At 49.3% G+C, this 26,934-nt stretch carries 26 protein-coding genes; 23 read left to right on the forward strand and 3 right to left on the reverse strand.

What is annotated here, in order from left to right:
- The first annotated feature begins 22 nt into the window (after positions 1–22).
- The 3 genes from melA (at position 23) to ACI48J_RS12650 (ending at position 3,926) form a co-directional block, all read left to right on the forward strand.
- The gene (gene melA / locus ACI48J_RS12640; RefSeq protein WP_326050153.1) at positions 23–1,324 is read left to right on the forward strand and encodes an alpha-galactosidase; all 1,302 of its coding nucleotides are present in this window, start codon (positions 23–25) and stop codon (positions 1,322–1,324) included.
- The gene (locus ACI48J_RS12645; protein WP_405083024.1) at positions 1,321–2,280 is read left to right on the forward strand and encodes a carbohydrate kinase family protein; all 960 of its coding nucleotides are present in this window, start codon (positions 1,321–1,323) and stop codon (positions 2,278–2,280) included. The genes melA and ACI48J_RS12645 overlap by 4 nt, the downstream gene beginning before the upstream one ends.
- Positions 2,281–2,447: 167 nt before the next feature.
- Positions 2,448–3,926 (forward strand): choice-of-anchor Q domain-containing protein, encoded by a 1,479-nt coding sequence (locus tag ACI48J_RS12650; RefSeq protein WP_405083218.1) that lies wholly within the window; start codon positions 2,448–2,450, stop codon positions 3,924–3,926.
- A gap of 329 nt (positions 3,927–4,255) precedes the next feature.
- Here the strand turns inward: ACI48J_RS12650 and ACI48J_RS12655 are convergent, their stop codons facing one another.
- Complete coding sequence (locus tag ACI48J_RS12655) at positions 4,256–4,708, reverse strand: VOC family protein (RefSeq protein WP_405083025.1); 453 nt, start codon at positions 4,706–4,708, stop codon at positions 4,256–4,258.
- 325 nt (positions 4,709–5,033) lie between these two features.
- On the opposite strand from ACI48J_RS12655, the gene ACI48J_RS12660 reads away from it, so the two are divergent.
- The 5 genes from ACI48J_RS12660 to ACI48J_RS12680 all read left to right on the forward strand — a co-directional run bounded on the left by ACI48J_RS12660 (position 5,034) and on the right by ACI48J_RS12680 (position 9,838).
- Positions 5,034–5,357: a VOC family protein gene (locus ACI48J_RS12660; RefSeq protein WP_405083026.1), complete on the forward strand. Its 324-nt coding sequence runs from the start codon at positions 5,034–5,036 to the stop codon at positions 5,355–5,357.
- A 121-nt stretch (positions 5,358–5,478) separates the two neighbouring features.
- Positions 5,479–6,153: a response regulator transcription factor gene (locus tag ACI48J_RS12665; RefSeq protein ID WP_405083027.1), complete on the forward strand. Its 675-nt coding sequence runs from the start codon at positions 5,479–5,481 to the stop codon at positions 6,151–6,153.
- Positions 6,150–7,517 carry a sensor histidine kinase gene (locus tag ACI48J_RS12670; protein ID WP_405083028.1) on the forward strand — a complete coding sequence of 456 codons (1,368 nt, stop codon included), beginning with the start codon at positions 6,150–6,152 and terminating at the stop codon, positions 7,515–7,517. Before ACI48J_RS12665 ends, ACI48J_RS12670 begins: the two co-directional genes overlap by 4 nt.
- A 282-nt stretch (positions 7,518–7,799) precedes the next feature.
- Positions 7,800–8,747, forward strand: coding sequence for an alpha/beta fold hydrolase (locus ACI48J_RS12675; RefSeq protein WP_405083219.1), 948 nt, complete (start codon positions 7,800–7,802; stop codon positions 8,745–8,747).
- Between the two features lie 113 nt (positions 8,748–8,860).
- Positions 8,861–9,838 carry an alpha/beta fold hydrolase gene (locus tag ACI48J_RS12680; RefSeq protein ID WP_405083029.1) on the forward strand — a complete coding sequence of 326 codons (978 nt, stop codon included), beginning with the start codon at positions 8,861–8,863 and terminating at the stop codon, positions 9,836–9,838.
- 136 nt (positions 9,839–9,974) lie between these two features.
- Here the strand turns inward: ACI48J_RS12680 and ACI48J_RS12685 are convergent, their stop codons facing one another.
- Complete coding sequence (locus ACI48J_RS12685) at positions 9,975–11,462, reverse strand: carbohydrate binding domain-containing protein (protein ID WP_405083030.1); 1,488 nt, start codon at positions 11,460–11,462, stop codon at positions 9,975–9,977.
- A 684-nt stretch (positions 11,463–12,146) separates the two neighbouring features.
- Between ACI48J_RS12685 and ACI48J_RS12690 the strand changes: the two genes are divergently transcribed.
- From ACI48J_RS12690 to ACI48J_RS12700, 3 genes are all read left to right on the forward strand, one after another.
- Entirely contained in the window at positions 12,147–12,800 is a 654-nt protein-coding gene (locus tag ACI48J_RS12690) for a M48 family metallopeptidase (RefSeq protein ID WP_405083031.1), read from the forward strand.
- Positions 12,801–12,921: 121 nt separating this feature from the next.
- Positions 12,922–13,206 (forward strand): ArsR/SmtB family transcription factor, encoded by a 285-nt coding sequence (locus tag ACI48J_RS12695; RefSeq protein ID WP_405083032.1) that lies wholly within the window; start codon positions 12,922–12,924, stop codon positions 13,204–13,206.
- Positions 13,207–13,864: 658 nt separating this feature from the next.
- On the forward strand, positions 13,865–14,392 hold the full coding sequence (locus ACI48J_RS12700; protein WP_405083033.1) for a GNAT family N-acetyltransferase: 528 nt from the start codon (positions 13,865–13,867) through the stop codon (positions 14,390–14,392).
- 202 nt (positions 14,393–14,594) lie between these two features.
- Here ACI48J_RS12700 and ACI48J_RS12705 read toward each other — a convergent pair whose 3' ends face one another.
- Entirely contained in the window at positions 14,595–15,146 is a 552-nt protein-coding gene (locus tag ACI48J_RS12705) for a chorismate pyruvate-lyase family protein (RefSeq protein WP_326050136.1), read from the reverse strand.
- Between the two features lie 362 nt (positions 15,147–15,508).
- On the opposite strand from ACI48J_RS12705, the gene ACI48J_RS12710 reads away from it, so the two are divergent.
- The 12 genes from ACI48J_RS12710 to ACI48J_RS12765 all read left to right on the forward strand — a co-directional run bounded on the left by ACI48J_RS12710 (position 15,509) and on the right by ACI48J_RS12765 (position 26,786).
- Positions 15,509–16,924, forward strand: a complete 1,416-nt coding sequence (locus ACI48J_RS12710; protein WP_405083034.1) for a glycosyltransferase family 2 protein — start codon at positions 15,509–15,511, stop codon at positions 16,922–16,924.
- 12 nt (positions 16,925–16,936) lie between these two features.
- Positions 16,937–17,200 carry a phosphopantetheine-binding protein gene (locus tag ACI48J_RS12715; RefSeq protein ID WP_326050134.1) on the forward strand — a complete coding sequence of 88 codons (264 nt, stop codon included), beginning with the start codon at positions 16,937–16,939 and terminating at the stop codon, positions 17,198–17,200.
- The gene (locus ACI48J_RS12720; RefSeq protein WP_405083035.1) at positions 17,193–18,425 is read left to right on the forward strand and encodes a beta-ketoacyl-[acyl-carrier-protein] synthase family protein; all 1,233 of its coding nucleotides are present in this window, start codon (positions 17,193–17,195) and stop codon (positions 18,423–18,425) included. Before ACI48J_RS12715 ends, ACI48J_RS12720 begins: the two co-directional genes overlap by 8 nt.
- Before the next feature lies 1 nt (position 18,426).
- Positions 18,427–19,125 (forward strand): hypothetical protein, encoded by a 699-nt coding sequence (locus tag ACI48J_RS12725; protein ID WP_405083036.1) that lies wholly within the window; start codon positions 18,427–18,429, stop codon positions 19,123–19,125.
- Positions 19,122–20,594: a class I adenylate-forming enzyme family protein gene (locus ACI48J_RS12730; RefSeq protein ID WP_405083037.1), complete on the forward strand. Its 1,473-nt coding sequence runs from the start codon at positions 19,122–19,124 to the stop codon at positions 20,592–20,594. Before ACI48J_RS12725 ends, ACI48J_RS12730 begins: the two co-directional genes overlap by 4 nt.
- Positions 20,578–20,823, forward strand: coding sequence for a hypothetical protein (locus ACI48J_RS12735; protein WP_405083038.1), 246 nt, complete (start codon positions 20,578–20,580; stop codon positions 20,821–20,823). The genes ACI48J_RS12730 and ACI48J_RS12735 overlap by 17 nt, the downstream gene beginning before the upstream one ends.
- Before the next feature lie 81 nt (positions 20,824–20,904).
- Positions 20,905–21,336, forward strand: a complete 432-nt coding sequence (gene fabZ, locus ACI48J_RS12740; protein ID WP_405083039.1) for a 3-hydroxyacyl-ACP dehydratase FabZ — start codon at positions 20,905–20,907, stop codon at positions 21,334–21,336.
- Positions 21,333–22,559 (forward strand): glycosyltransferase, encoded by a 1,227-nt coding sequence (locus ACI48J_RS12745; protein WP_405083040.1) that lies wholly within the window; start codon positions 21,333–21,335, stop codon positions 22,557–22,559. Before fabZ ends, ACI48J_RS12745 begins: the two co-directional genes overlap by 4 nt.
- Positions 22,556–23,569 (forward strand): hypothetical protein, encoded by a 1,014-nt coding sequence (locus ACI48J_RS12750; protein WP_405083041.1) that lies wholly within the window; start codon positions 22,556–22,558, stop codon positions 23,567–23,569. The genes ACI48J_RS12745 and ACI48J_RS12750 overlap by 4 nt, the downstream gene beginning before the upstream one ends.
- On the forward strand, positions 23,550–24,542 hold the full coding sequence (locus ACI48J_RS12755) for an ABC transporter ATP-binding protein (protein ID WP_405083042.1): 993 nt from the start codon (positions 23,550–23,552) through the stop codon (positions 24,540–24,542). The genes ACI48J_RS12750 and ACI48J_RS12755 overlap by 20 nt, the downstream gene beginning before the upstream one ends.
- Positions 24,514–25,311 (forward strand): ABC transporter permease, encoded by a 798-nt coding sequence (locus ACI48J_RS12760; RefSeq protein WP_405083043.1) that lies wholly within the window; start codon positions 24,514–24,516, stop codon positions 25,309–25,311. Before ACI48J_RS12755 ends, ACI48J_RS12760 begins: the two co-directional genes overlap by 29 nt.
- 14 nt (positions 25,312–25,325) lie before the next feature.
- The gene (locus ACI48J_RS12765; protein WP_405083044.1) at positions 25,326–26,786 is read left to right on the forward strand and encodes a glycosyltransferase family 2 protein; all 1,461 of its coding nucleotides are present in this window, start codon (positions 25,326–25,328) and stop codon (positions 26,784–26,786) included.
- The last annotated feature ends 148 nt before the right edge of the window (positions 26,787–26,934 follow it).

A 26,934-nucleotide genomic window follows, 5' to 3' on the forward strand; every position in this document is an offset into this window, starting at 1 on the left:
CCTTAACAAGGAGAGAACAACCATGACCAAAATTTCAATTATCGGCGCGGGAAGCGCATTTACGCAGGAAATAGCGACAGATATTTTACTGATCGAAGGAATAGAGGGAGGAACCCTCGCACTCGTGGATATCGACGGGGAACGGTTGGAGATTGCCCGCAAGCTGGTGGCCCGGATTATAGAGCAAACGGGGAAAAAATGGAACGTAATCGCCTCTACCGACCGCAGGGAAGTAATCGGCGGCTCCCGGTTCGTCATTAATCAGATTGAAGTGGGAGGGCTGCAGACCGTCCGCTATGAATACGAAATTCCGTTGAAATACGGCGTGAATCAGTGTATCGGCGATACGCTCGGGCCCGGGGGGCTGTTTAAGACGCTGCGGACGCTTCCCACCTGGATGGACATCGTACGGGATATCGAGGATTTGTGCCCGGATGCCACGATTCTCAATTATACCAACCCGATGTCGGCCGTCACGCTGCTTACGTCCCGCATCACGACGCTTCCCGTTGTGGGCCTGTGCCACTCTATTCAGAACACGTCCAGGCAGTTGGCCAAATATGCCGGTGTGCCTTACGAGCAGATGCAGTGGAAAGCGGGAGGCATCAATCATATGTCCTGGTTTGTCGAACTGACCCATGAAGGACAAGATTTGTACCCGCTGCTCCGGGAGAAAATTCAGGATCCCGAACTGCTGAAAAAAGATCCCGTGCGCTTCGACGCGATGAAATATTTGGGGGCGTTCGTGTCGGAATCGAGCGGGCATTTCTCGGAATACATCCCTTACTACCGCAAACGCCAGTCGTTAATCGACCGGCACTGCAGCTCGGGATACAACGGGGCGACCGGCTATTACGCGGACAACTGGCCGATCTGGCGCAAAGAAAACGACGAGAAAATCATCGAGCAGCTCGAAGGGAACCGGCCGCTTGAGCTTGCGCCGAGCAACGAGTATGCAGCCATCATTATCGAAGGGATGCTCAAAAACGAGCCGAAAGTCATCTACGGCAACGTGCCCAATACCGGCCTCATCACAAATCTTCCGGGCGACGGTATCGTGGAAGTAGCCTGCATGATCGACCGCAACGGCATTCATCCTTGTCATTTCGGCAGCTTGCCGGAGCATCTCGCCGCTTTGTGCCGCTCCAATATGGCCTTTTTCGAACTGGCCGTAGACGCCGTGCTCCGCAAGGATAAAGAGATGGCCCGCCACGCCCTGATGGTGGACCCCTTGTCCGCAGCGGTATGCTCGCTCGAAGAAATCGGCGAGATGTTCGAAGAGCTGTACGAAGCGGAACGGGACTTCGTACCGGTGCTGAAATGATGCCTACCGACAGCAAAAGGAAACCGGTCGTTGTCGTCGCCGGCGAGCTGAACGCGGATATGATCGTATCCGGCAGGGATGTAATTCCGGAGTGGAACCGGGAGAAAATCATCGACGGATTTCAAACCGTGCTCGGTTCCTCTTCCGCGATTACCGCTTGCGCGCTGGCCAGTCTGGGGGTTGACGTAAGGTTCGTGGGAGTTGCCGGCCAGGATGATCTCGGCGCCTTCTGCATCGGTGAGCTGCAGCGGATGGGTGTGAACACCGACGGAGTGACCGTACTGCCGGATGTTCAGACCGGGGTCACCTTGTCGTTCACGACTCCTTCAGACCGGGGTCTCTTGACTTATCCGGGCAGTATTCCCATGTTAGCACCCGAATATATTCCCGAAAGTATTCTGCGCGGAGCGGACCATCTGCATTTCGGTTCCTACTATTTGCAGGACGGCATGAGGCCGCACTGGAAAAAGCTTTTCGGAGAGGTCCGGTCCAGGGGGACGCGAACTTCATTCGATGCGGGATGGGACGTGCGCAACGAGTGGGATTCCGAGGGCATCCGTTCCCTGCTGGAAGAAACGGACTTGTTTATGCCGAGCGAGGAAGAGGCGCTGCATATTTTCGCGGCGGACCGGATCGCGGATATCCGCGAGAAGCTCGGAAGCGCGGCGGGGCGGGTGGCCGTCAAGCAAGGGGCCAAGGGCGCGAGCCTTCTTGCTCCGGACGGGAGCGTCGCAGCAGCCGGACCGTGCCGGGTATCTCCCCGGGATACGACTGGAGCCGGGGATTGTTTTAACGCCGGCATCATTTACGGTTCTCTCCACGGCTTGCAAGGGGAGGAGCTGCTGCGGTACGGCAACGCGTGCGGCGCATTGTCCACCCTTGGCGTCGGGGGAACGGGCAATCTGCCGACGACTGCGGCCGTCGGCAGGCTGCTCCAAGAGCCGTCAGCCACCTAAACGCGGACAGGGAGGTGAGGCCCGCACATTCTCGCAGAGATAGACGCGGTTTCGTTGAAACGAATCAAAGTCCGGCTATTAACCAATCAGGGAGATGATCATTCGTGCAAATCGGCAAAACGTTTATTACGGGTTTAAGCCTGGCCGTACTGGGTTTAGGACTGGGCATGGCCCAATCGTCGTCTGTATCGGCTGCAGGCACCGACTATTATGTGGCGGCGAACGGAAGCGATTCGAATCCGGGTACGCTAAGCTCGCCGTGGAAGACGCTGCAGCATGCGGCGGATCAAGCGGGACCCGGCAGCACCGTCTACGTCCGGGGCGGCGTGTACAACGAGAAATTGAAGATCACGAAATCCGGCTCTGCACAGCAAGGCCCCATCACGTTCGCGTCCTACAATTCGGAGGCCGCCGTCATCGACGGTACGGGGCTTGCAGTCAGCGGAACGGAAGGGCTGATCGATCTCGCCGATGCCAGCTACGTCAACATTAAAGGATTTGAGGTCCGCAACTTCACGACGGCCAAAAGCAATGTCATGCCGGTCGGCATTTACGTGCATGGCGCCGGAGGTTTCATCAACCTGTCCGGCAACAAAGTGCATGATATCAAGAACACGGCGGCTCCGACCGGAACCGATCTTCTGGGAAGGGATGCCCATGGAATAGCCGTGTACGGGACGAAAGCTCCCCAGTCGATCCACGACCTTACGATTGACGGAAACGAGCTGTATAATCTCGTGCTAGGATCGAGCGAGTCTCTGGTTCTCAACGGTAACGTAGACACGTTCGCCGTGACCAACAACACGATCCACGATAACGACAATATCGGCATCGATGTGATCGGTTTCGAGGGCAAAGCGCCGGATGCTTCGTATGACCAAGCCAGAAACGGAGTCATCCGCGGTAATCGCGTATACAACATTTCATCCAATAACAACCCTTCTTACGGCAAAAAGCTTCCGAACAACAGCAATTCGGCAGGCGGCATTTATGTCGATGGCGGCAAAGACAACCTGATCGAGCGGAACTATAGTTACGGCAACGATATCGGCATCGAGATCGCTTCCGAACACGCGGGCAAAGCGACCAGCCGCATTACGGTCCGCAGTAATATGATTTACAACAACCGTTTGACCGGCCTGGCTATGGGAGGTTACGACAAGCAGCGGGGAGCGACGGTAAACTGCGTGGTTGTGAACAATACGTTCTATAAAAACGACAGCTTAGGAGACGGCAGCGGGCAGTTATATGTCCAATACGATACTCAGAACAATGTCATTAAAAATAATATTTTCGTAGCCGGTACCTCGGATGTTCTGATCTATAACGAATACACGAAAAATTCGGGGAACATTGTGGATTATAATTTGTACTTTGCGCCAGGGGGCAGTGCCAACGCGGCCTGGACATGGAAAAATGTGACGTACAACGGTTTCGCCGCTTATAAAAAAGGCACGGGCAATGACGCCCACTCGGTATTTGCCGATCCTTCATTCGTAAATGCGGCATCGAGCGATTTCCATCTGAAGCCAGGATCTCCGGCAATTGACGCCGGATCGACCGAACCGGACATTATCGGCTCGCTTGATATCGACGGAGATCCTCGTGTACGGGGTGCCGCAGTGAATATAGGGGCGGACGAATAAAACCTCCGCTGCCGAACCAAGCGCTAGTTCGCATGAAGACGACCAGCCTTTCCTGGTATAGGGAAGGCTGGTTTTGCGTGTTCATATAAACGAGCAATTAGTCCTAACGGATTCAATCGGAACGGTGAACTGGGTGGAACACGTCTGAAGGCGCATTTGAGATCGGTCTTGCGAAAAATATGATTAAGAGGGTCGCCCAGACCCGGAGCGTGAAATGCGGTGTTTCTATGATGCACCCGACTTCTTCGAGATACTTTCACACTGCTTTTCTGCTTCTATTTTCACTCTAGTAATGGACATTTCAGTTAAGTCTTCTTTGTAAACGTCACTTATTTATTACCGAGTTGTTCCGCCAAACCGATCAGAAGTCCGTCTTTTCCACGAATATAGCAGAGCCGATACGAGTTCTCGTACTGAACCACTTCGCCAACGAGCTGAGCACCATGCTTAGTGAGTCTGGATACCGTTTCGTCAATGTCTTCAACGGTGAACATGACGCGCAGATAACCGAGGGCATTTACAGGAGCAGTCCGGTGATCTGATATAGCAGGTGGGGTGAGAAATCGCGAAAGTTCAAGTCGGCTGTGGCCATCCGGGGTAACCATCATAGCGATCTCTACACACTGTGAACCCAGCCCGGTTACGCGGCCAGCCCATTCACCTTCGACAGTAGCCCGCCCTTCGAGCTTCAAGCCAATCTCCTCGAAGAAAGAGATTGAGTCATCAAGGGATTCTACAACGATGCCAACATTGTCCATTCTTAGTAAATTGTTTTTTGCCATAGTTTTATCTCCTTATGTGTACAAATTTATTACCTGATCAACTTCATACATTTATTCTATCAACAATTACTAATTCCTTCCAAACGCTTAACATCGTGTCACATTTCATGATAACAAAAATACGTTCAGACCGAATACGTCCACGCCCAACAGTGATAGTACTCTAATTATAGAACGTTAGTTCGTATATTTCGAGTATCAACAACAAAGTTTAACATAGCCAAAAAACTAATTAAAATGATTTATTTCCTTTGTCGATTTCATCCTTGTTCATTCGTTGTAATCATAGAAAGACAAATTCAAGGGGAAAGGTTGTTGAATTTTTATGGGAGCACAAATTCACTGTTATCTGATGTCGGAAGATGCAAGAGGTCAGGCGAATTTTTACGTCGAGTCACTCGGTGGCGAAATTCAGTTTCTTACCACATTCGGGGAGGCGCCTGGAACACCCGAGGCGATGAAGGATAAAGTCATGCATTTGGCTTTGACCGTAGCGGGTACGAATAAGTTAATGCTTTCCGACTCTTTCGAACCGGTTTCTTATACCCGCAGCATCCCTATTTCACCACAAGCGGTTCGTGTCTTGTCTGGGGACACAGCTCGAACTCACGAATTGCCGCGGATCCCGCGGCTTTTTTATTTAACGTGAAACGTGAAGTGAAACGTACAATGCCGTTTTTAGAAATAATAGGAGAAGGGTACATCAAATCTATTTATAGTATAATAATATGTACGGCTATATAGGATGGAAAACAGGAAAGAGGGAACAGATGCCTACTATACTGGTTGCGGATGACGATGCGAACATTCGTGAACTCGTCTGTTTGTTTCTACGCAACGACGGATTCGCAACAGCGGAAGCGGCGGACGGCAAGGAAGCACTGGCTGTCTATGCCTCGACGCACATTGATCTTGTCGTGCTCGATATTATGATGCCGATTATGGATGGCTGGACGTTATGCAAGGAACTCCGAAGAGCTAATCCTGATCTTCCGCTGCTTATGCTGACTGCGAGAGGCGAAACCTGGGAGAAAGTAAAAGGGTTCGAACTCGGGACGGACGATTATTTGACGAAACCATTCGATCCGCTAGAATTGACGGTTCGTGTTAAGGCATTATTGAAACGATCTCGGAATGGCTCCATGCAGACAATTCAGATCGGCAGCGTCATCCTTGATCGGCAGACCTATAAGGTAATGAGAGGGACGGAGTCGCGTACATTGCCGCTCAAGGAATTTGAATTGCTGTATAAGCTTGCCGGGACACCCGGACAAGTCTATACGCGCGGCCAGTTGATCGATCAAATTTGGGGGATCGATTACGCCGGAGATGATCGAACGATAGACGTGCATATTAAACGCCTGCGCGAACGATTCGCGACTACACCCGATTTTCGTATCGAAACGGTGCGTGGTCTGGGCTACCGGCTTGAGGTCTGCGAATGATCAGATCCTTATATATACGTGTTGTCCTGACATTTCTAGTCAGCGTCATCGCAGGCACGGTCATTGCTTTTTTTGTGTCAACTTGGATATTCGAAGAAAAATTTAGCGAAAACGCGCAAACCAACTTACGTAACTTTGGCCAAGACATCGTCCGGATCTACAAGACCCTTCCGTTACGTGAAGCAGATTCGTTCGTAAGTGAAATGAAGCAGCTGGATTCCTATCATATTCGAATTTATGAAGCAACGGGGCAGTTCCAATCTTACGGTAAACTTAACGGACACAAACCTGCTACGGTGACGATGGAGCAGCTTAAGAAAGTCATCGATGGAGGCGTTGTTCAAGACACGCCGAACGGTATTGCTATAGTCCTCTTAGGGCTGCCGCTGCAAACGGAAACGGGAACGAAAGCGATGTTTTTGGAAACGATCACTCCTCCTTCTGCCTCTTTTGTCGCCAAGTGGGGACTGATCTTTGCAATCTGTTCGTTGATTGCAGGAAGCTTATTGATTCTAGTTTCTTCTGTATTCCTGGTCAGACCGATCAAAAAGATGACCAAAGCGACCAGGCGTATTGCGGCTGGAGATTTCAACGTCAAACTGAATATTAAGCAAACGAGTGAGCTGGGTACGCTGGCTCGCAGCTTCGAAGACATGATGCACGATCTGCAGCAGCTTGAGCAGATGCGCAGGGAATTCGTATCGAATGTGTCGCACGAAGTACAATCACCGCTCACCTCGATATCCGGTTATGCTCAAGCACTTAAGCAAGTAAACCTCGCAGATCATGAACGAAGCCGTTATCTGGATATTATTATCGCTGAAGCGAAGCGGATGTCCAAAATGAGCGATAGCTTGCTGAAGCTGAGTTTGCTTGAATCCCAGTCACAGCAACTTCGTTTAACCACACGTAGCCTTGATGAACAGATCAGACGGGTCATCGTGGCGCTCCAGCCGCAATGGACTGCTCGCAGGCTGCAGTTTGAGCTTGATTTGAAGACGCTTCAAGTAACGGCGGATCATGAGCTATTAAACCAGGTATGGACGAATATTATCGGCAATAGTATCAAATTTTCCGAGGATGGCGGGATGATTAACGTGAGCATTCAACACGATATCAACAACGTGACCGTCCGAATATCCGACACCGGTATCGGCATACCCCTTGAGGACCAGAAGCGTATATTTGAGCGATTTTTCAAGGCTGATCGTTCCCACAGTCGCAAGGTTGATGGGAGTGGGATGGGACTTGCCATCGTTAAACAGATCGTATCGCTGCATCAAGGCGACATTCGAGTGGAAAGTGAGCTTGGTCAAGGAACGACCTTCATTGTCGCCTTGCCAATCTCTTCGCCTACAGATTAGTTAGATTCATCGGGATCCATCGGATTTACTAAACCGCGTTCTCCATGCCGAGGCCCACCACATGCAAACTTCCTTGTATGTGGTGGGCCTCGGCATTTTTTACATGTTCATATTCAGTTCATATTGTCGTCATGGGGAGTACATCTTTGTCGTTTATGATTGCCTAACGGCCCGTTAAAGCTGCCCAAAATAGAGATAACGACAGGAGAAGAGGCGAGTGAAATAAGCGAGGTAAAGAAAAAAGACTTGGACACAACAACAGGCAAAAAACCAGCTAGCACGATGAAAAAGTTGTTTCTCATTTTACTTAAAGTATTAGCAGCATTCGTTATAGCAATAGTCCTTTTTCTAGCCATTGTGTTTACAGTTAATATTATCAGCAGCAAATCAGAGGAAGGAAGAATAAAACCCTATGGTCAGTCCGTAACAGTAGATGGAAAAAATATGAATGTTTTGATTCAAGGACAAGGCCAAGAAACAGTCGTGCTACTACCAGGTTTGGGAACAGGAACACCGGCACTTGATTTTAAGCCGCTAGTAGAAGAGTTATCCCCTTTTTACAAAGTCGTAGTGGTTGAGCCTTTTGGTTATGGATTAAGTGATGGAACGGATAAGAAACGAAGCACCGAAAATATTGTAAGTGAAATTCATGAAACTTTACAGAGTCTTAAAATTGACCGATATATTCTAATGGGGCACTCCATTGCGGGCATTTACGGACTAGATTATGTGAACAAATATGAACACGAAGTGAGTGCATTTGTCGGGATCGATAGCAGTGCTCCAAGGCAATACGGTGATAAGGTTGTTGAATCTCCAATACCATCTTCAGTAATTACACTACTCAAAAAATCAGGTTTAGCCAGATTGGTAATGAAACTAAGTGCTGACCCATTTGCTGCACTGCCCGTTGATGATGAAACGAAAGAACAAATGAGAATTCTTTCTTTCAAAAACTTTAGAAATCCCACCATTGTGAATGAAATAGAAAATAGGAATTCTAATTTTAAAGCGGCTGAAAATTTAACATTCCCCAAAAACCTTCCTGTTATTTTCTTTTTACAACCGGATAGTACAGGAATTGAAGGATGGTCAACACTACATGAAGAGCAAGTCAAAGATTCTGTACATGGAAAAGTGATGACATTTGAAGGAACACATTACTTACACCATACCAAATTCAAAGAAATCGCTGAAAACTTCAGGGCATTTATGGAAGGAATTAAATAAGAAAGTTGTACAATTCGGATTGTCTACACCGCATAAGGAGTACATCTTCGGTGTGTAAGCTATCCTTAGTGGCCCGTTTTGGCAGCCAGATAAACAGAGGAGGACAGGAGACGATGAGTGTGCAACCGCAAGAAGAGGGAATGAAAATGAGGATGGGGAAACCGTTCCGCGTTATACTTAAAACCTTAGGAGTTATAGCTATAGTAATCGTCCTTTTTCTAGCCATTGTTTTTATTGTGGATAAGGTCGCTGGTAAATCGGAACAAGGAAAAATAGAACCTTATGGTCAGTTCGTAACCGTAGACGGGAAAAAGATGAATGTTTTAATTCAAGGAAAAGGTCAAGAGACGGTAGTGCTTCTGCCTGGTTACGGAACAGCCGCACCGGCACTTGATTTTAAGCTGCTTATCGATGAATTATCGCCCTACTACAAAGTTGTTGCGATTGAGCCTTTCGGTTATGGATTAAGTGATGAAACCGAGAAGGAGCGCACCACGGAGAATATGGTAAATGAATTTCATGAAACATTACAGCAGCTTCATATTACCCGTTATACGCTAATGGGCCATTCCATTGCAGGACTATACGGAGTGGAATACGTAAACAAATATCCCGACGAAGTGAAAGCATTTGTCGGAATCGATAGCAGTGTACCCACACAACCGGGTATGGATGTTAAATTCCCATTAACCATGTTTAAATTTCTTAAGCAATCAGGCCTTCAAAGATTCCTCGTGAATGTAGGTAGCGACCCATATGCATCCTTATTATTTGATGATAAAACAAAGGAACAAATGAAGATGATTATGAATAAAAACGCGAATAATAACACGATCTTAAATGAAATGAAAAATATTTCTTCTAACTTTAAGGGGGCTCAAAATTTAACATTCCCTAAAAATCTTCCCGTTCTTCTTTTTGTACAAGCGAATAATACAGATATAGAAGGATGGATACCTCTACATGAAGGACAAATAAAAGATTCTGTACACGGAAAAGTAATAACAATGGATGCATCCCATTATTTACACCATACCAAATTCAAAGAAATCACTGAAAGCGTGAGGGAATTCAAGGAAGCAATAAAATGAGACCTTACCGGGAATGAATATGTCATTCGGGTGTATTCTACAGCCCCGAGGTCGGGAAGTGAAAAATGATTCGGGAAGCAGATATCGAAGAAGGGCGCTCTTCTGTAGAGCGCCCTTCGCTTCTTAGCTTACATGTCTAATAATGATTCACCGCTTTAACCGGCAGAGAATAATAGGCGTTTCCTTTTTGTTTGCCGTAGCTGTGCACCGCCACGCCGCCAAAACCGGCATGTCCGCCGAAATGCGCTTTTATTGCGGCGAGCGCACGATCCAGATCATCCAAACCTTCTTCATAAAAGGTTATACTGTCCCCGCCGGCCGTTACGGGATCAATCGTTTCAAGTCCAACAGTAATTTTTTTGCCAACTTGTGCCGCATAGTCTATTTCGTTCTGGGCGTCCCGGACGGCTTGCCATTGACCATCGGAATACCGGTCGGTATAATCCATAAGTCCAACCCAATCCAGCCGGTCGATCAAATGTTTATAAAAACCTTTGTCGACGCCGTTGTACGTAACCGTGTATTCCGGGCCGTCATACCATCTCGGAATATCTTGGGCGTATGTCATACCGGTACCGCTCATAAGGGCCGTGGCTTTATCGATATAGGCAAGAGCTTGCTGCATCACATCGGTTTTGTTACTTTCCCATTTTTCTTTGTTAAGGTAAACTTCGATATCTTGATGGACACCGTCGAATTTTTCGCTAGATGCCGCACCTCCGTTGAAGGTAATGACATCGGTTATTCTTTCCAGCCCTATCGAATGCTTGTCTGTCAATCCCCAATCTATATCCCCGCTTAACGCTTCCACTCTTATCCCTTTGGCATGTGCTTGAGAGATAAATTGCTTAAGCTGCGTGTTATAGGTGGTCAAATGGGTTTTGTTGATGGAAAGAAGCAGAACATTAACCCCTTTGTCCTGAGCGAATTGGAACAGGGTCGAACGTTCCGCCGAATCCTGCAGCACGGAAGTCGTTTCCTGCCAGACCCACATCGCCTTGACGTCCTTATTTATCGCTTGGACACCGCTTCTGGCTTTAAGACTAAGATCGTCCAAAAAGGCGTTTGCCCCGCTGTCGGCATTTTTATATATGTATACCTGGAGTTTGGCGGTGCCCGGAACGGTCGTAAAAGCGGTCGATTTAAATTCATACAGCGTTTGATTAAATCTCAGCGTGTTCTTGGCCAGTACATTGTTATTTGCATCTAAACAATCTACACCGACAATGGCCGTATCCGTACCGGCGCTTACGCTGCCGTGCCCGGACAAGACATAGGTCGTTCCCGACGGAATGCCGGAAATGATTTGCCCCGCGCCCCCTTCACCGGAAGCGATGCGTGCCGCTTTGACTCCCGCAAATGCCGGAGAAGTGACGACAGCGGTATTTCCCCAGTTGGTCCAGCTTGCCAAGTTGTCTTCAAATCCCGGATTGGCGATCAGATTATCGCCCAGATTCAAAGCAGCCGCGCCCGAATCGGCACGATCTGTCGATGCGCTAACAATCTCAGGATTCAGCAGCAAATCGTTACCCGCCGCATGTCCATTAGAAGGTAATCCCGAGAGACCCAATAAGAGGGAAAATACCATACCAAGCGACAAAGGTGCGTGCATAAACTTTTTCATCAGCATGTCTCCTTTTTATCATAGATTGGTTTAAATATATATTAATGGTATCATGCCTTGATTTAATAGTATATATAATCCAGTTTTTGGACTGTTAATAGACACGGAATGCGGAAAATGAACATTCAAAACGATTTGTAACCTTTTTATGGTAATTTAATTACTTTACTCAGCAACCTCATGACTATCGTTTATAAAGTTATTGTTAAAATAATACATAAATGTTAATTTGAATCCGAGATCAGAGTACTCATTCTCAAACTGAAAGCAGAGGAGGAACTTTTACGAGAACAGCTCGGTCAATTACGACCGGGCTGTTTTATTTTACCCGGTATACTCATAACCGAAAAACGGCGTGGACGAGCTGCATGAATAAGGTGCGCGCTCCAGTCCTTCCGCTAGGGTTCGGATGCCCTCCTTGTTCGTCGGTCTGATGAAGCCGGGAAACTGCAATTCTTCCAGCCGTTCTTCTGTCTGATGCTTACGGATGTCGTCCTGCGTAACGTTTAAATCACTGTGTGATCGATCATTAAAATGGTAGCCATAAACTAAAATCTGAGATACCATTTGTAGAGAAGTATCCCGAGGTTGCGGAGTCCGAAGCTGTCCGGAGTTAAACGAGATTTGGTGACCGCTGCTTATGTATGGTTGCTCCCAATAAAACAGACAGAGATGATGTTGATAATGAAAATTGTACTCGGCCAACAACAAATAGAAGTTCACGTGGAATACGGTCAGCGCAAAAAGCTCTCGCTCCACATCGATCCTTCCGGACTCGTCACGGTGAAGGCCCCCAATCATACGGCTGATGATGTGGTGATGAACGCGGTAAGGCAGCATGCCAATAAAATTTTAAAGCAGCTGCAGGCGATTGAGACCGCTCGCAAACCTCAGAAACTTCGGGAATATGAAGAGGAAGGCAAGTTTCTTCATCTTGGCCGATATTATCCGCTTCATGAGTTAATCGAGACGAACGGGCGTACGGAACAAGAGCTTCAAGATGATCTGAAGAAGTTTTACTTCGCAAGCTGTAAGCAGGTGATCGGGGAGCGCATAAAAATCTATCAGAAGCAGCTGAAAGTCACGCCTAAATCCTTCATCATCGAGGAGTCCCGAACGAAGTGGGGCAGCTGTAACTCGGCTAAGCATCTTACGTTCAATTATCGTCTGGCGATGGCACCCATTGACGTTATTGATTACGTGGTCATTCACGAGCTTTGTCATCTCTTGCATATGAATCATGATCGGTCCTTCTGGCGGCGCGTTGGAAGCGTGATGCAGGATTACAAAGCGAAGGAAGCGTTCCTCGCGAGGTATGGACACGCCATGACATTGTAATGAAAAGATACATGCTTTCTATCTTCTCTCATGTTACATGGAAAAAGTTTACAAATGAAACTTCAATGCGTTAATATATCTATAGATATAGAAACATCAAATAAAGCGAGGATGGCGACCTATGAACCATGTGCAATCACATCATGAAGCGGTAAAAGTATTCAAAGCACTGGGGGAACCAACCCGGTTAAATATTGTAAAGCTCTTAAACAAGCATAAAGAATTAAGCTGCTCCGAGATTGGAGAACGTCTGCATTTTAAAGGCTCTACTCTTTCGCATCATCTGAAACAGCTCGTCGACTGCGGGGTTTCAAGGCTGGCGCGCAAGGAAAGGACCTATCATTTTTATCAAATTAATGAGGATACATTAAAGCGTCATGTTGTGCTTGGGAGTGATTCAGATTAATTTTTTGCGTTATATTTCGATACTTATAAATGTATGAATTTATCTTGCTTTCAATAAACGATATACTGTCACACTGGTTGACAGCAACTTATCGCTCTATATTTCGATAGCGCGGATTGTTCCATCAGGCGACAATGAGCGGGTCGTGCTGCATTACAAGTTGGCTATCAACTCTGTCGAGTATACGGTGGATCTCGGTCAGGCCTTTAGAGGCCACAGGTTTATGTATCACCCGGTTGAGCAATCCGGGTCTAATACAGAGCCTACTGAGACACCAGCTGAGATCAGCACTCACGATGATTGTAACATCCTGAACCTGCATGGTCTGGTAACAAACGAGTCAGGTATCCATTTTATTTCATCCGATGGCAATCCACTCGTGCTATGGGATGAAAATGACGCTTCCGCTCCATATTGAAGAAAAGGAAGGCAAAAGCGGTTCGGATGTCAACGACAACACTCAAGAATAGAACGAACAATGGACGGTATAAAGGATTAAAACCTGTCGAAACGAAAGTTTTTTGCGAAGTCACATTCCGTGCATGTTCTGCCCATAACCGGAAGAAAGCCTTAAAATAGTTTTCAACGTCCGCTTTTATTCGCAGATTGATATAAGTAATATGAAGTAAAACGCAGAAATGCAGCAGGGGGGAAGAGTATGGTTTCAATCATTCAGATGAAACTCGAAGATTCGTTTAGAATACGCGACATAGACCGTTCCGAAACCATAGAGCTTGTCTATACATGTAAGAATGAAGTTCTGGAGGAAATAAAAACCGGTCATGAGTGCCCTAATTGGAAAGAAGACGATTATAACGCTGTCATTTCAAGGTATGAGTATGAGCTAAAAAACGGCGGTACAGCTTTCGGAGCATACGATGGGGATACCTTAGTCGGGTTTGGTGTCCTGGCTAATAAGTTTAGAGGTAAAGAGAATGACCGGCTTCAGATAGACCTCATGTATGTTACCCGGGACTACCGGAGACAAGGAATAGGCAGGCGTATAATGGATGAGTTAAGTAAAGCGGCAATCGAAAAAGGCGCGAAATACTTATACATCTCCTCTACAGAAACAGAATCCGCTGTAAATTTTTACACAAGCTGCGGTTCGGCCATTACGTCAGAAATCGATGAGGAGCTATTTGAAAAAGAACCTTGCGATATTCATATGATTAAACGACTTTAAGAGTTTTTCTCCCTAACAAAACCTTAGCCATTATGTTACTCTGCAAAGGAATGTGCATCGAAAAGGAGACCCATTAGGCAATATCATAGGGCCCATTCAAGCCGGATCAGTTGCTTCAGACCGAACCCACCCTTACTTCAAAAGGTGGGTTTTTCTATCTTCCGAAAACCTCCATATGCGATTTGAGTGAGCTTGGGATTGATTAATGTCCGCTGGCGGAGGTAATACGGGAAGCGGAGCGGACAATGGCGTCCAGGTCAAAATATTCGATCAGGTAGAACCAGCACGAATCTCCCCCTATTATTTTATATTTTTTCATAAGGTAAGTGGAAGTGTTCAGGGAATAGGGCGCGAATGCTTCCATGCTGCTTCTGTGTTCGATTCCTGTCTCCGTTATTTCCCTTCGTGTCGGATATTCAGCCAGCAGTTTGCCGAGCGGAAACTGCCGGTTATCGAGCTGCCTGGCCAAATCTGCCGGAAGTGTCAGCAGGTTCGCATATACAATATTGTAAGATAACACACGGCCGGGCAAGGTTAGGCTCGATAGGCGTCTGATGAACTGTCCGTTGGCCGGAAAAGCTTGCCGGACGTCTTCAGGAACGGATTCCGAAGCTGCCCGTTCATGTTCATAAACATGAATATTCACTTGGTTACGGACGATAATCTCGATCGTTCGTGTTGTCGTTCCGTCCGTTTGCAGCAGAAGATCGGATATGAGGAGATGGTCCTGTTCGTTGTCCGCGTAAATTGTCATTATGCCTCCTTTATTCTCGTTTCTTACTCTTGATTATATATAAAATGGTTAATTATTCAAATAATTAGTAGTATGATAAAATTATTAGGAATAATTCCGAAAACATGATTTATTATTTTCGGCAATTTATTGACCCCCGTAAGGTTATGAAAGTCGAATTAACTACTTAAAAAATATCATATTTGCTTGAAAATAACATTTTTTTCTCTATACTTGTAGGTAATAAGGAAGGAGGAGGGATAAAGAATCAGGCATCCGTGGGACTGAATAAAAGTCAAGGATTTCATTTATTGCTGCGATAGGAGATGAAAATGACATATAAGGTTTCATTTATAATTCCGACGTACAACTCGGGGAGCTTTATGGCTGAGGGGTTGCGATATCTGGCGGCCCAGCGTAATGAGAGCCGGAAAGAGTTCGAAGTCATCGTCGTAGACGACGGATCTACGGACGATACAGCGGAGTTAGTTGAAGCGGCGCGGGAAAGTCTGGATCGTCTGACTTATCTGTATATCCCCCGCGATGAAAATTCAAGCCGCTCCCGTACCCGTAATCGAGGAATTTGTGCGGCGACCGGGGATCTCTTATGTTTTCTGGATGCCGGAATAATAGTGCCGCCTGACTACCTGGACACGGTTATCGCCCGGTTTCGGGAGCGGCCGGATCTCGTGCTTTTGCACATGGTACTTGGGCTTAATGCGGACCCTGAGCGTGACGATACAACCGTTGTCCATAAGCTGTCACCGCTCAATCTGCGGGAGGAAGCTTCGAAACTGTCCGTGTCACCGGTATGGCAGGACAGCCGGTATCAGGCTCTCAGGATGCTCCGGGACAATCTGGATCTGCTTGCTGCACCTTGGGAGATGGGTCTGGGAGGCGCCATGAGCGTGTCTGCTTCGCGTGTTCGCGAGGTGGGAGGCTATGACGAGAACTTCAGAGGCTGGGGCTCGGAGGATATTGATTTCGCTTACCGGCTCTACAGAACGGGATGTTCTTTCCGTTCGGAGAGGCATGCCTTTGTCCTGCATCTGCCGCATCCCATCGTCCGATCCGAAGACAGAATGGAGAACGATTTTCGCAACAAACGCTGTATTCACCGCAAACTGTGGCAGCTGGAAACGGAAGCTTATCCCCACCATCAAGGGATGTATTACTCCGCTTTTCTGGAGAAGCTGCTGTACATCGACTTATCCCTGTTAATGAAAAAATTTACGGCCCCCTTTATTCAACACCTGTATAACGAGCACATTCGAGGCGCGTCCGCTTCCTTATTGCTTGGACTAAGCGAACAGAACATGGCCAGGCAGTTGAATCCCACTCATATCTACCTTTGGAACCGTCGATTGGAAGAGTTATTCCAATCTTCTCTCTCACAAGAAATCCACTGCCGGCTCGGCTGTGATACCCCTTATGAAGACAGTTTTTTCGACGTGGCGCTTATAACCGATTTTATTCTCTTGTTTCCGTCTTATATGATGGAACAAATTATAACGGAGCTTTTAAGAACCGCCCGTAAAATCGTATATGTGTATGACCCTGATTTCGAGAACGAATATCCCGTCCAACCGGGCGGCCCTATGTCGATAAGCATGCCAGTCGTTTCACCGCATCTTACCCCGCGCTTCCGAACGGAGCTTGCATTGAGCCCAAGTAAGTTAATGATGGAGCGCATCCAGGTGAGTGCCAGGAGTGAGCTGATCACGCTGCTGAACAGAGGCGAGAGGAAGATTGTTCTGGAGCCTCTGTGTGCATTCGGTCAACCGGTTACAACCAATTAAGGAGGAAAACATATGGAAGCGATTACCGAAATGAAAGCTCTCATTACCCGTATTTGCGAGGAGAAAATGAACATGGAGGTCAAGCCGGATGTAAATCCGAAGGAGCCGATTGCCCAGGAATTCACCCTGGACTCCATCTCTTTATTCGAACTGATCGTAAACCTGGAAGAAGAATTCCAGTTCAAAGTGGCCGATGACGATATCGACAAAGTCGGGAAGATGAACATCGAGGAACTTCATGAATTTATCCAAAAGCAGCAGCCGATTCATGGATAAACGAGTCGTTATAACCGGATATGGGGTTGTGACCCCTTTCGGGTTAGGGGAGGTTCCCATTCTCGATAAAGTATTTGAGGGTAAGCATTGTTTCCGGCCTTTGCAGAGTATCGATACTTCCAGAAGCTATACGAAAGTAGGCGGAGAGGCGCCCGTCGAAGAACGTTCCTACAAGTTTTTTACAGAGTACTGCACAGAGCAGGCTTTAGCGATGGCCGGGCTCGACCCAGAGAATCACCGGAGCAGCCTGGAGAAAGCCGCAGTAGCTGTCGGAAATCTGGGAGACGGCACTCATCTTCTGAACTATTACGAGCAGTTCTCGCCTGATTGGGAGGCAGAGGAATTCGCAAGCAGAAAATCCGAATTTACGCGATCGGAGGGAGATCGGCCGGTATCCATTCATGATTCCAATCCATACGAGCAGGCGGCGGCGGTTGCCGGCATAATCGGTTCCACCGGCGAACGCCTTGCGTTTACGAATGCTTGTGTGGCCTCAGCCAATGCGATCGGATACGGCTTCGATCAGGTTCGCAAAGGGAGAACTCCGGTCGCAGTGGCAGGCGGAATCAATGTTCTCTACCCGATCGTTTTTTATAATTTCGATTCGAGCCGGGCTATGGCGGAAGAAGTCGTACGTCCATTCAGCAAGCATCGCAGCGGTCTTCTCATCGGCGACGGAGCGGCTATCCTCGTTTTGGAGGAACTTGAGCATGCCCTTTCAAGAGGAGCCGAGCCCTTGGCAGAAATTATCGGCTGGGGCCTAAGCTCCGACGGTTTTCATATCACGCAGCCCGACCCTGAAGGAGACGGACTGGCGAGATCGATGAAGACTGCCCTGCGACAAGCGAACTGCAGTCCGGAAGAAGTGGACTATATCAATGCGCACGGAACCGGGACACCGCTGAATGACAGCAGCGAAACGAATGCGCTCAAACAAGTTTTCGGAGAGTACGCCCCCAATATTCCCGTTAGTTCCACGAAATCGACAACGGGTCATATGCTGGAAGCTACCGGTGCCGTCGAAGCGATTATCTCTGTTCTTGCCTTGACTCATGGGAAAATTCCTCCAACCGCGAATTTTGTTGAAACCGATGAAGGGCTGGATTTGGACTATGTGACGGAGGGCTCCCGGCGGAAGAGTCTAAACGTGGTGATGTCCAACTCAAGAGCATTCGGCGGGAATAACTGCACACTTCTTTTCCGCAGATGGAATGGAGGGGAATAAGATGAAGGAAATCTCAGAGCAGTCTCACAGACTGGATACACGGAAGATGCAGGTTGTGGTCACCGGTTTCCACGAACAGAGCGAAAACGATCCCATTCCGTCTCTACGGGGATTTGTCCGCTCCTCGTATAATCCGCTGATTTACCATGCGGCAATGAAAGCGGCGGAACAGGCGGGATCCGGGGATATCCAGCCGGCACGCAAGGCGATTCTGCTCGGAAGCTTGTTCACCGACATGATGACGCTCCAGGAGACGAGCAAGGATTTGCTGCAGGGCAGGAAAGTCAGCCCGATCATGTTCCCTCCCTCTGTGCCGAGTTCTGTCATGGGATACATCGCCAAAGAACTCGCTGTGCACGGCCCGCTAAGCTGTATCAGCGTTACGGCTGCAGGTGTGCGTGCGCTGATCCGGCAGGCGGAGGACTATATCGAGGATGGCGCAGCGGATCTTGTGCTGCTTATCCTGTGCGATACCCGGTCCATCCGGTCGTCACACTGGATTTCGGATCACGGGGAAGAGGGAGGAGACCCCTTCGCATCGGGGGGCGTCATTTCGCTTGCCGTCGAATCGGCGGAACAGGCAAAGAACCGGGGCTTGAAGCCCGTCATCGCTCTGGAGCCGTGGCTCGAAAAGTATGAGCGGAATGCAGTCCGGGGTTACGGTCTTTATGTGCCTTCCGAAGGGGTGGAGCGATTATGATCTCTTTCAAGCCTCTTCCTAAAACAGCCCTCCTATCGTCTGAGCTAAGCTTGTCCTACGCCGAGCTAAACGGCAGAATCGGGGACAAAAAGAAATGGCTGGACGACCGGGGCTGGAAGAACTGCCGGGTTGCCATTGACCTGCCGGATTCGTACACGCTGCTCGAATGGACTGTGGCGAACTGGCAGCAGCGCAACCACGTTCTACTGCTCGATCAGCGGATGAAAGACGACGAAAAGCAGGCTCGTCTTCGTCTGTTTTCACCGGATCTGACCATAAGTGCCGAGTCCCGGAATCCCAAGCCGGTCGTTTCGTTCTTTCAAGCGGAAGCTCCCTTCTTCCTGTCTGCGGGAGACGGGGAAGACGTTGATCGCATCGCAAACGACAGCAAAAATACGGGCGAGGAGGAGCAACCTTCGAGCCGTTGGGAAGCGCTTACTTTGTTCAGTTCAGGTTCGACGGGAGCACCGAAGTCAATTACGCGCACCTATCAGTCGTTACTGGATGAATGGTCCGGCTATGCCCGCGAAGAGGGAAGCCCCGGTGAAAACAGCCTGGTGTTGTGTCTGGTTCCGTTAAGTCACGCGCTGGGTCTGATGTCGGCTGCCATGCATACGCTGCTGCAGGGAGGAACCGTCGCATTCCCCGATTTTATAAACGGAGAGGAAATCGTTTCGTCCATCGAACGCTACGAAGCATCGCACGTATACGGTGTCGCTTTCCATTACAAGCTGATGGAAGCCCGTATGGAGGAGTTTGTCTCTAAACAGGGTCACGTCCGAAGCGGTAAGCCCCTGTATCTGATCTCTTCCGGAGGGCCGCTCCCGGCGGATTTGGCCGGCAGATATCGTGAACGTATCGGGCTGCCGATCGGACAGCAGTACGGAATGAGCGAAGTCGGCTATATCTCGGTTGATTTTACGGACAGCCATTCGCCTTCACTCGGTAAAATCTCGCAGCATATCCGCTACGAATGGAGCGAGGAGCAGCCTCAATTGGCGATCCGTCTGGATAACAGCCCTTATACGGGCAAGCAGGACAATTGGATACCCGATCCCGACGGAGACGGGACCGGCGGAATTTTATATACCCAGGATCTTGTTTACCTCGATGAGCACGGCTTTCTTACGGTGACCGGACGCAGCAACGATCAGATCAGTATCGGAGGCCTCAAAGTGACGCTTCAAGAAATCGAAGCGTCTCTGAGAGAACATCCGTTGATCAGAGAGGCCGCAGCCGTGCACTACGAGCATCCGGTTCTCGAACGCGTCATCGAAGCCTTCATCGTATGGGAGGAGCCAACCGCGACCGAACCGCTTGACGACGTCTTGTATTGGCTTCGGAACGTTCTTTCGGATTATAAAATTCCCGAAAGGCTGCATGTAATCGAACAGCTTCCCTTATCGGCTGCCGGCAAATTGCTGAGGGGAGAATTGTTAAAGGAGCTTTCTCATGGTACACATCGCTGACATCAAGTCAATTGTCATTGAATCGGGGCTTTTTCAGACCCTGGACGAACAAGTGGAATCGGATATGCCCTTGCAGCTTGATTCCTTCTCGCTGATCTGGCTCATCGAACAGTTGGAACGCCGATACCGGATCAGCATCGATTACCGGACACTCGATTTGGAGCACTTCAGTACGATCCATAGGATTCATCAGCTTGTCCTGGATAAACTGGGGGCCGGACAGCCATGAAACCGGTGAAAATCTCCAGCTTTCTTCCTTATTTTATGTCGCAGCAGCTATTTACCCAACCGCCAGCCAGGAGGTCGTCCGATGGAAATTCCGGTTACATCCGTACTGCCGCATCGTTATCCGTTTCTGCTGATTGACAGAGTAACGGAAGCGGAGCCCGGAGTATGGGCGAGGGGGTACAAAAATGTGTCGATCAACGAATGGTTTTTCCAGGGTCATTTCCCGGATGAACCGATCATGCCCGGCGTCTTGATTGCGGAAGCGATGGGGCAGCTTGGCGCATTCGCCATTCACAAGCCCGGCCAAGCGCCTTGTGTCGGAATGATCGCCTCCATGAAAGATATCAAATTCAATAAGCCTGTACTGCCCGGCGACAGACTCGATCTTTTCTATGAAGTCATGAGTCATAAAGGTCCGTTTGTAAAAGGAAACGCTCGGGCTTCCGTCAATGGGGAAACGGTTGCGAAAGTAGCCGAAATGATCGTTTTCTTGAAGGGGGCCGGGGGAAAATGAAGGTGCTGCTGGTAACAAGCAACTGGGCGGAAACTTACGGACACGCCGTGAGAAGCATGGCGGCGGCCGAGCAGTTAATGGCGGCGGGACACGAGGTTGCTGTGCTGGCTCCGGCATCCTTTCGTCAGTTGTTTCCGAGCGGGGTCCGCTTCTACGAGTCAGTGCCCAAGCCCGCATACATTGAGAACAAGCTCCCGTTCTTCGGTTATCACACCTATGAAGATTTAATTTTTGTCTCCGGTCATGCGGATGACTTTCATCTGATCGACACGATTGAGCGGGAACGGGCAACGATCCGGGATTTTCAGGCGGATCTGGTTTTTGCCGATATGCAGTTCACGATCGCCATCTCGGCCTGTACCGAAGGCGTCCGGCTCGCTTCAATCGCCAATTGGCCCCTTCATCCGGCCCATAACATTGAACTGGAAGATCTTCATCCCGGGCGCAAGCTTATTCTCAGAAGAGTCCGCAATATCTGGAACCGCGTGCTCCATAAATACGGCATGCCGCCCGTCGATCATGTCTGCCGCACGTTATTCGACCACTGTCAGCTGCTGCTTGTGCCCAGCTGCAAAGAACTGGAGCCCGAGCTGCTCCGGTATGAGCCGGAAGCCGAATTTGTCGGACAGCTGGTTCCGGGCGCATTCAAAGAGGAGCCGGGCTGGTTTAAACAATGGGAGCAAACCTGCAAGGAGCCGCTCGTATTTGTTTACCTTTCGTCGCTCCCGTTCGGTATTAATTCGCGCAGCACGTTCGAAATGATGTACGACGTGTTTGAGAACAATCCGGTACGCGCCGTATTCGCCATCGGCAAATACAATTCGGCTTTCCTGGATCATCCTCTGAAATCTCGACAGGAGCGGATTCGCTTCGAGCCTTTCGTACCGTCCGAAACCGTCATGGCGCATTCGAGCCTCTGCATTACGCCCGGTTCCAATTCCATGATGGTATCGGCGATGAGGCATCATGTTCCGGGGCTGCTTTTTCCCGATACTTATGAACGCAATTTCAACGCCTTCTGTATGGAGCGAGCCGGTCTAGGAATCATATGCGGAGAGGATGATCTCTCGCGCGAACGCTTCGAATCCCTGCTGCATGAAGGGTTGGCGGGGATGCGTACGGAAATTTCCTTGCGGATTCAGAATCAATTGACCGCTCTGGAGAAGACGCCGAGGCTTGTCAGGCTGCTCGAATCAGCCAGCAGAGGCGGTGTGACGTCTTGACGCTTCAACCCGTCTACAACTGTCTGCTGGGCTGTTTTTACAACGAGCTGACGATCCGGCACAGGCTTCGGTTTCCGCTGGAGAAATGGCTGCTTCGCCGGGACTATTTCCAGGTTATTCACTGTGTGGTTCACGGATATTCGAAGCTTTCGGGGCCTCACCCCGGAGACCTGATAGAACAATTTCAGCAAGAATTTCCGGTGATCCGTACAGTCGTTCCTGAATTTCGGGATGTCAAGCAGGCCGTGAATTATGCCAGGGATTATACAAGGAAGCATGGATTTATTGCGGCCGCACATAACCTGAAGCACGCTCCTTTCGAGACGACAACCTATGACAGCGATTCCTGGAACTACCTGCTGCTTACGGAATTTACGGAGAAGGACGAATGCCGTGTCTACAGTCCCTACAATAACGAATATGCAGTGGTTTCGGCGGGACAGCTTGAATTCATGCTGGATACGGCTTTTAATTACCGGCAGGCGGGGAAGTTTACGCCTTATATGTACTGGGAATGCGACGATACACAAAGCATCCAGAAAGCCATGGACCGCTTGGACGAATTGGAGCTGTACCGGGCTGCCGTGCAAAATTATCCCTTGGAGTTTAACTTGCACGAAGGCCGCATTTATACCGAATCCTTAAAAGTGATGCGTGAGCATATTCCTCCGGAGCAAATAAGGATGCAAGTCAACGAAATCCATGCCTTTCATCGTATTCTTCTCAGAAGCCGTCAGGATCTGTCCGGTTTCCTGATTGGGTTGGGGTTAGAAGCCGGCAGGGATATCGATTACCTCGTACATAAGTGGACGAGATTTAATCACCTTGTGGCCTTGGCCATTCTCAGAAACAGTGCCGGGGAGTACGAGCGTCTCTATCCTCAGTTTGAAGAGTTGATTCGTGATGAAGAGCGCTTGCTGAAAAGGCTGCCGGATCGATTTGCAGCTGCATCGCCGCAGAGCAATTTAGGCAAAAGCGGGGGAGATAACGATGTCCATCATAGAAGTTGAGCATGTGACCAAGGTATATGACAAGGGAAACGTCAGAGCGGTAAACGATGTTACATTCGATGTTAACGAAGGCGAAGTTTTTGGACTGCTTGGTCCTAACGGTGCGGGGAAGAGCACGACGTTCAAAATGCTCACCACCTTAATCCGGCCGACGGACGGTGTGATCCGGATGTTCGGAGAATCCATTGCAAAGCAGCCGCGCGAAATCAGGAGCAGGATCGGCTATGTTTCTCAACAGGGCGGGCTGGATGAAAGCTTAACCGCGTACGAAAACCTGAGGTGGGTCGGCAAGCTGTATCATATCAGTTCGTCCGGGATGGAACGCGCCATCTCGGATGCGCTGGAGACGGTGGATTTGCTGGCGGTCAAGGACCGTCTGCTCTACACCTATTCGGGAGGCATGAAACGCAGGCTGTTCATCGCTTCGGCTCTGCTGCACCGTCCCAAGATCCTGTTCCTCGACGAGCCTACAGTCGGTCTTGATCTGGAGCACCGGCAGCAGTTGTGGGAAGCACTAAAAACATTACATGACCGGGGAACAACCGTATTCATCACCACGCACTATCTGGAAGAAGCGGATAAGCTGTGCGACCGCATCATGATTATGGATTCCGGGCATAGCGTCTGCATGGGAGAGCCGCAGGTTCTCAAAGACCAAGTCGGAGGGGACCAGATTTTCCTATCGTTCTCATCTTCGATATCCGCGGTCGACGAATCGCTGCTGCAGCGGCAAATTCAAGAGGCGCTCCCGCTAATGAGCTTGCAGCAAATCTCCGTCGGTCAGAACGGGGAAGAGCTTCGCCTATGGGTCGATTATGCTCATAAGCATATCAGCCAGTTGATTGACTGGTTTGCAACGAGAAATTTACACGTGACTTCCGTACGCATATTCCAGCCGACCCTGGACGATGTCATGATTCAGTATACGAAAAGGAGCTTGGCTGATGATAAAAATGCAGCAGTTCTGGTATGACTTCAGCTCCATGTTTTACCGCAATTATATTTATGCGGTCAAGAAACCGCTGTATATCTTGTTTAATTTGTCCACTCCGCTGATCTGGCTGCTGCTGTTCGGGCAAATTCTGGCGCCGATTTCAAGCATCCCGGACTTCGGGCAGAGCGGAGCCGACTATTTGCTGTTTTTTGCGCCGGGCGTAGTCGTCATGACAACCTTGTATGCGTCGGGATGGTCCGGCATGGCCCTGCTTGAAGATATCCAGTCCGGCGTCATCGAAAAAATCATTTCGACCCCGTCCAGCCGTTCGGCTGTTATCCTCGGGAATTTGTCCTACTCGGCCGCGATGAGCGTCGTTCAGGCGCTTGTGATTGTGCTGATCTCCGTTCTGATTGGCGCAAGCGGCAATTTGACAATCGTTTCCGTTCTTGCGATTGTCCTGTTCGGTTATCTGATTTCGGTCGCAATTTCTTCGTTCTCGTACATTCTGGCGCTCCTTACCCGCAAGACGGTTTCTTTCGTCACCGTGCTGAATTTAACACTGCTGCCGTTAATTATGCTGTCGAGCGCTATGATGCCGGTCCGGCTTCTGCCGAAATGGATTCAGTTTATCGCTGCGATTAATCCCATGGAATGGTACGTCCAGGTCGTACGCCAGGTGTGGCTGACGGGCTCGGGAGTAGCTGGGCTGTACGTGCCGATGGGGCTGATTGCGCTGCTGGCTGTCGGTGGCGTCTTAATCTGCGCGTTTATATTCAACCGGACACTGAACAACGATTGGCGTTAGGAGGCGGGAAGAAGTTGAAACTCTCGATTGTAATACCGGCATACAACTGCGGTCCTCTCCTGCATAAGGGATTGCAGTATTTAGCCCGGCAGGATGCGGAATGGTTTCATTGGGAGCAAGCGGAGCTTATCGTCGTAGATGACGGCTCCAATGACGATACATCCTTCTATATCGAGCAGATTCGCTCTGTTTTACCTAAGCTCCGGTATATGTACCGGCCCCGCGACGAACATTCCGGACGGTCCTGTGCCAGAAACACGGGACTCCGGGAAGCTGCAGGAGAATATGTTTGTTTTCTGGATGCGGGGATGCTAGTGCCACAAAATTTCGTGAGCCGGATCTTCACGCTTTACGAGAAATCGCCCGCAGCCGTTACCCTTCACTTCATGTACGGGATTGATCTGGACCCTGCCGTAACGGACATTTCTGTAGTGGAGGGAATTACGCCGGACAATATCGGAGAAATCGCTGCAAAACTCAGCAAGCTTCCCGCCTGGAAAGACCGCAGAGAGCCGTTCTTTCTGTACATGCGGGACGACATTCAGCAGCTTGCGCTTCCGTGGGAAATGGGATATTCGGGAGCGATTACCGTGCCGGCCCGAACGGCTCTGGAGATAGGAGGATTCGATGAATCCTACAAGGGCTGGGGGGTGGAGGATATCGACTTCGCTTACCGTTTGCACCGGGAGGGAGTGTACTTTCGCTCGGACCGCCAAGCATACGCGATCCATTATCCGCATGAGTCCGCATCTTCCGGCGACCGTCAGACCTTTTCGGATTATCAAAACCGTATACAGATGCACATAAAGTTCAAGGAACTCGAAACAGAGCTGTTTCCCGAGTATCAAGGGCATTTCTACGGTGCATTCATTGAAAAAATGAATACATTGCAGCTCCCCAAGCTTGCGGACTATACAACCGAAGAGCTTGATAAGGTTTCCGCCTGCGCAGCCTTATCATCCCGTACGCTTCTGATCGGTACCGATGATCCGGAACTGGTGAGACACCTGGATGTCTCGCATATCTATGTGCATAACCGGACTACGCTTGAACTTTTCCGGGCAGAGTTTCCTTCCCGGGTAGTCGAATACTCGCTGGGGCTGCGGAGTTTCCTGCCGGCAAATACGTTCGAGCTTTGTATCGTGACGGACATAATCCGGGTGCTTCATCCCGAGGTGCGGGCCAAGCTGCTGAGAGAACTAACCAGAATATCCGGGGAAGTCATTCTCCTTTTGTCAGCAGGAACAGGTGCACCGGAGACCGCTCTGTTGGCCCCGAATGAGACTGGTCAAGCCGCGAAAAAAGAAGCTGTTCAAGAGCATACTCAAACTGCGCCTGAATTTCTGCAATTCGATTTAATCAGAAGCCCCAGGATCCGGCATGTGATGGAGCCGCTTTTCTGGTGTGAGGAGGATGAGCTGCACGATTTGCTGGAGCGGATCAAGCGGGAAAAAGCGAGCGGTTCTATAGCGTAAGAATTTGCCGGAGACGTAACTTGTCCTTCCTCAAAGGTAAGAGCCTGCATTTAGATTGCGGGCTTTTAATTTTGGAAAAAATACCGGCCCGCTGTATCATTCCGACAGTTGAGAAAGACAACTGAAGGAGAGGATACACAAGTTCAGT

The organism is Paenibacillus chitinolyticus, from assembly GCF_045038035.1.
In the GTDB taxonomy this organism is placed as follows: Bacteria; Bacillota; Bacilli; order Paenibacillales; family NBRC-103111; genus Paenibacillus_F; species Paenibacillus_F chitinolyticus_A.

Excerpts from the sequence above, each read along its gene's own strand:
- ACI48J_RS12695 (WP_405083032.1), top strand. The coding sequence starts at position 12,922 with ATGAACCATGTGCAATCACATCATGAAGCGGTAAAAGTATTCAAAGCA.
- ACI48J_RS12645 (WP_405083024.1), top strand. The coding sequence starts at position 1,321 with ATGATGCCTACCGACAGCAAAAGGAAACCGGTCGTTGTCGTCGCCGGC.
- ACI48J_RS12760 (WP_405083043.1), top strand. The coding sequence starts at position 24,514 with ATGATAAAAATGCAGCAGTTCTGGTATGACTTCAGCTCCATGTTTTAC.
- ACI48J_RS12655 (WP_405083025.1), bottom strand. The coding sequence starts at position 4,708 with ATGGCAAAAAACAATTTACTAAGAATGGACAATGTTGGCATCGTTGTA.
- ACI48J_RS12735 (WP_405083038.1), top strand. The coding sequence starts at position 20,578 with ATGGTACACATCGCTGACATCAAGTCAATTGTCATTGAATCGGGGCTT.
- ACI48J_RS12650 (WP_405083218.1), top strand. The coding sequence starts at position 2,448 with ATGGCCCAATCGTCGTCTGTATCGGCTGCAGGCACCGACTATTATGTG.
- melA (WP_326050153.1), top strand. The coding sequence starts at position 23 with ATGACCAAAATTTCAATTATCGGCGCGGGAAGCGCATTTACGCAGGAA.
- ACI48J_RS12690 (WP_405083031.1), top strand. The coding sequence starts at position 12,147 with ATGAAAATTGTACTCGGCCAACAACAAATAGAAGTTCACGTGGAATAC.
- ACI48J_RS12685 (WP_405083030.1), bottom strand. The coding sequence starts at position 11,462 with ATGAAAAAGTTTATGCACGCACCTTTGTCGCTTGGTATGGTATTTTCC.
- ACI48J_RS12705 (WP_326050136.1), bottom strand. The coding sequence starts at position 15,146 with ATGACAATTTACGCGGACAACGAACAGGACCATCTCCTCATATCCGAT.
- ACI48J_RS12680 (WP_405083029.1), top strand. The coding sequence starts at position 8,861 with ATGAGTGTGCAACCGCAAGAAGAGGGAATGAAAATGAGGATGGGGAAA.
- ACI48J_RS12715 (WP_326050134.1), top strand. The coding sequence starts at position 16,937 with ATGGAAGCGATTACCGAAATGAAAGCTCTCATTACCCGTATTTGCGAG.
- ACI48J_RS12710 (WP_405083034.1), top strand. The coding sequence starts at position 15,509 with ATGGCTGAGGGGTTGCGATATCTGGCGGCCCAGCGTAATGAGAGCCGG.
- ACI48J_RS12745 (WP_405083040.1), top strand. The coding sequence starts at position 21,333 with ATGAAGGTGCTGCTGGTAACAAGCAACTGGGCGGAAACTTACGGACAC.
- ACI48J_RS12730 (WP_405083037.1), top strand. The coding sequence starts at position 19,122 with ATGATCTCTTTCAAGCCTCTTCCTAAAACAGCCCTCCTATCGTCTGAG.
- ACI48J_RS12725 (WP_405083036.1), top strand. The coding sequence starts at position 18,427 with ATGAAGGAAATCTCAGAGCAGTCTCACAGACTGGATACACGGAAGATG.
- ACI48J_RS12700 (WP_405083033.1), top strand. The coding sequence starts at position 13,865 with ATGGTTTCAATCATTCAGATGAAACTCGAAGATTCGTTTAGAATACGC.
- ACI48J_RS12720 (WP_405083035.1), top strand. The coding sequence starts at position 17,193 with ATGGATAAACGAGTCGTTATAACCGGATATGGGGTTGTGACCCCTTTC.
- ACI48J_RS12665 (WP_405083027.1), top strand. The coding sequence starts at position 5,479 with ATGCCTACTATACTGGTTGCGGATGACGATGCGAACATTCGTGAACTC.
- fabZ (WP_405083039.1), top strand. The coding sequence starts at position 20,905 with ATGGAAATTCCGGTTACATCCGTACTGCCGCATCGTTATCCGTTTCTG.
- ACI48J_RS12660 (WP_405083026.1), top strand. The coding sequence starts at position 5,034 with ATGGGAGCACAAATTCACTGTTATCTGATGTCGGAAGATGCAAGAGGT.
- ACI48J_RS12755 (WP_405083042.1), top strand. The coding sequence starts at position 23,550 with ATGTCCATCATAGAAGTTGAGCATGTGACCAAGGTATATGACAAGGGA.
- ACI48J_RS12670 (WP_405083028.1), top strand. The coding sequence starts at position 6,150 with ATGATCAGATCCTTATATATACGTGTTGTCCTGACATTTCTAGTCAGC.
- ACI48J_RS12675 (WP_405083219.1), top strand. The coding sequence starts at position 7,800 with ATGAAAAAGTTGTTTCTCATTTTACTTAAAGTATTAGCAGCATTCGTT.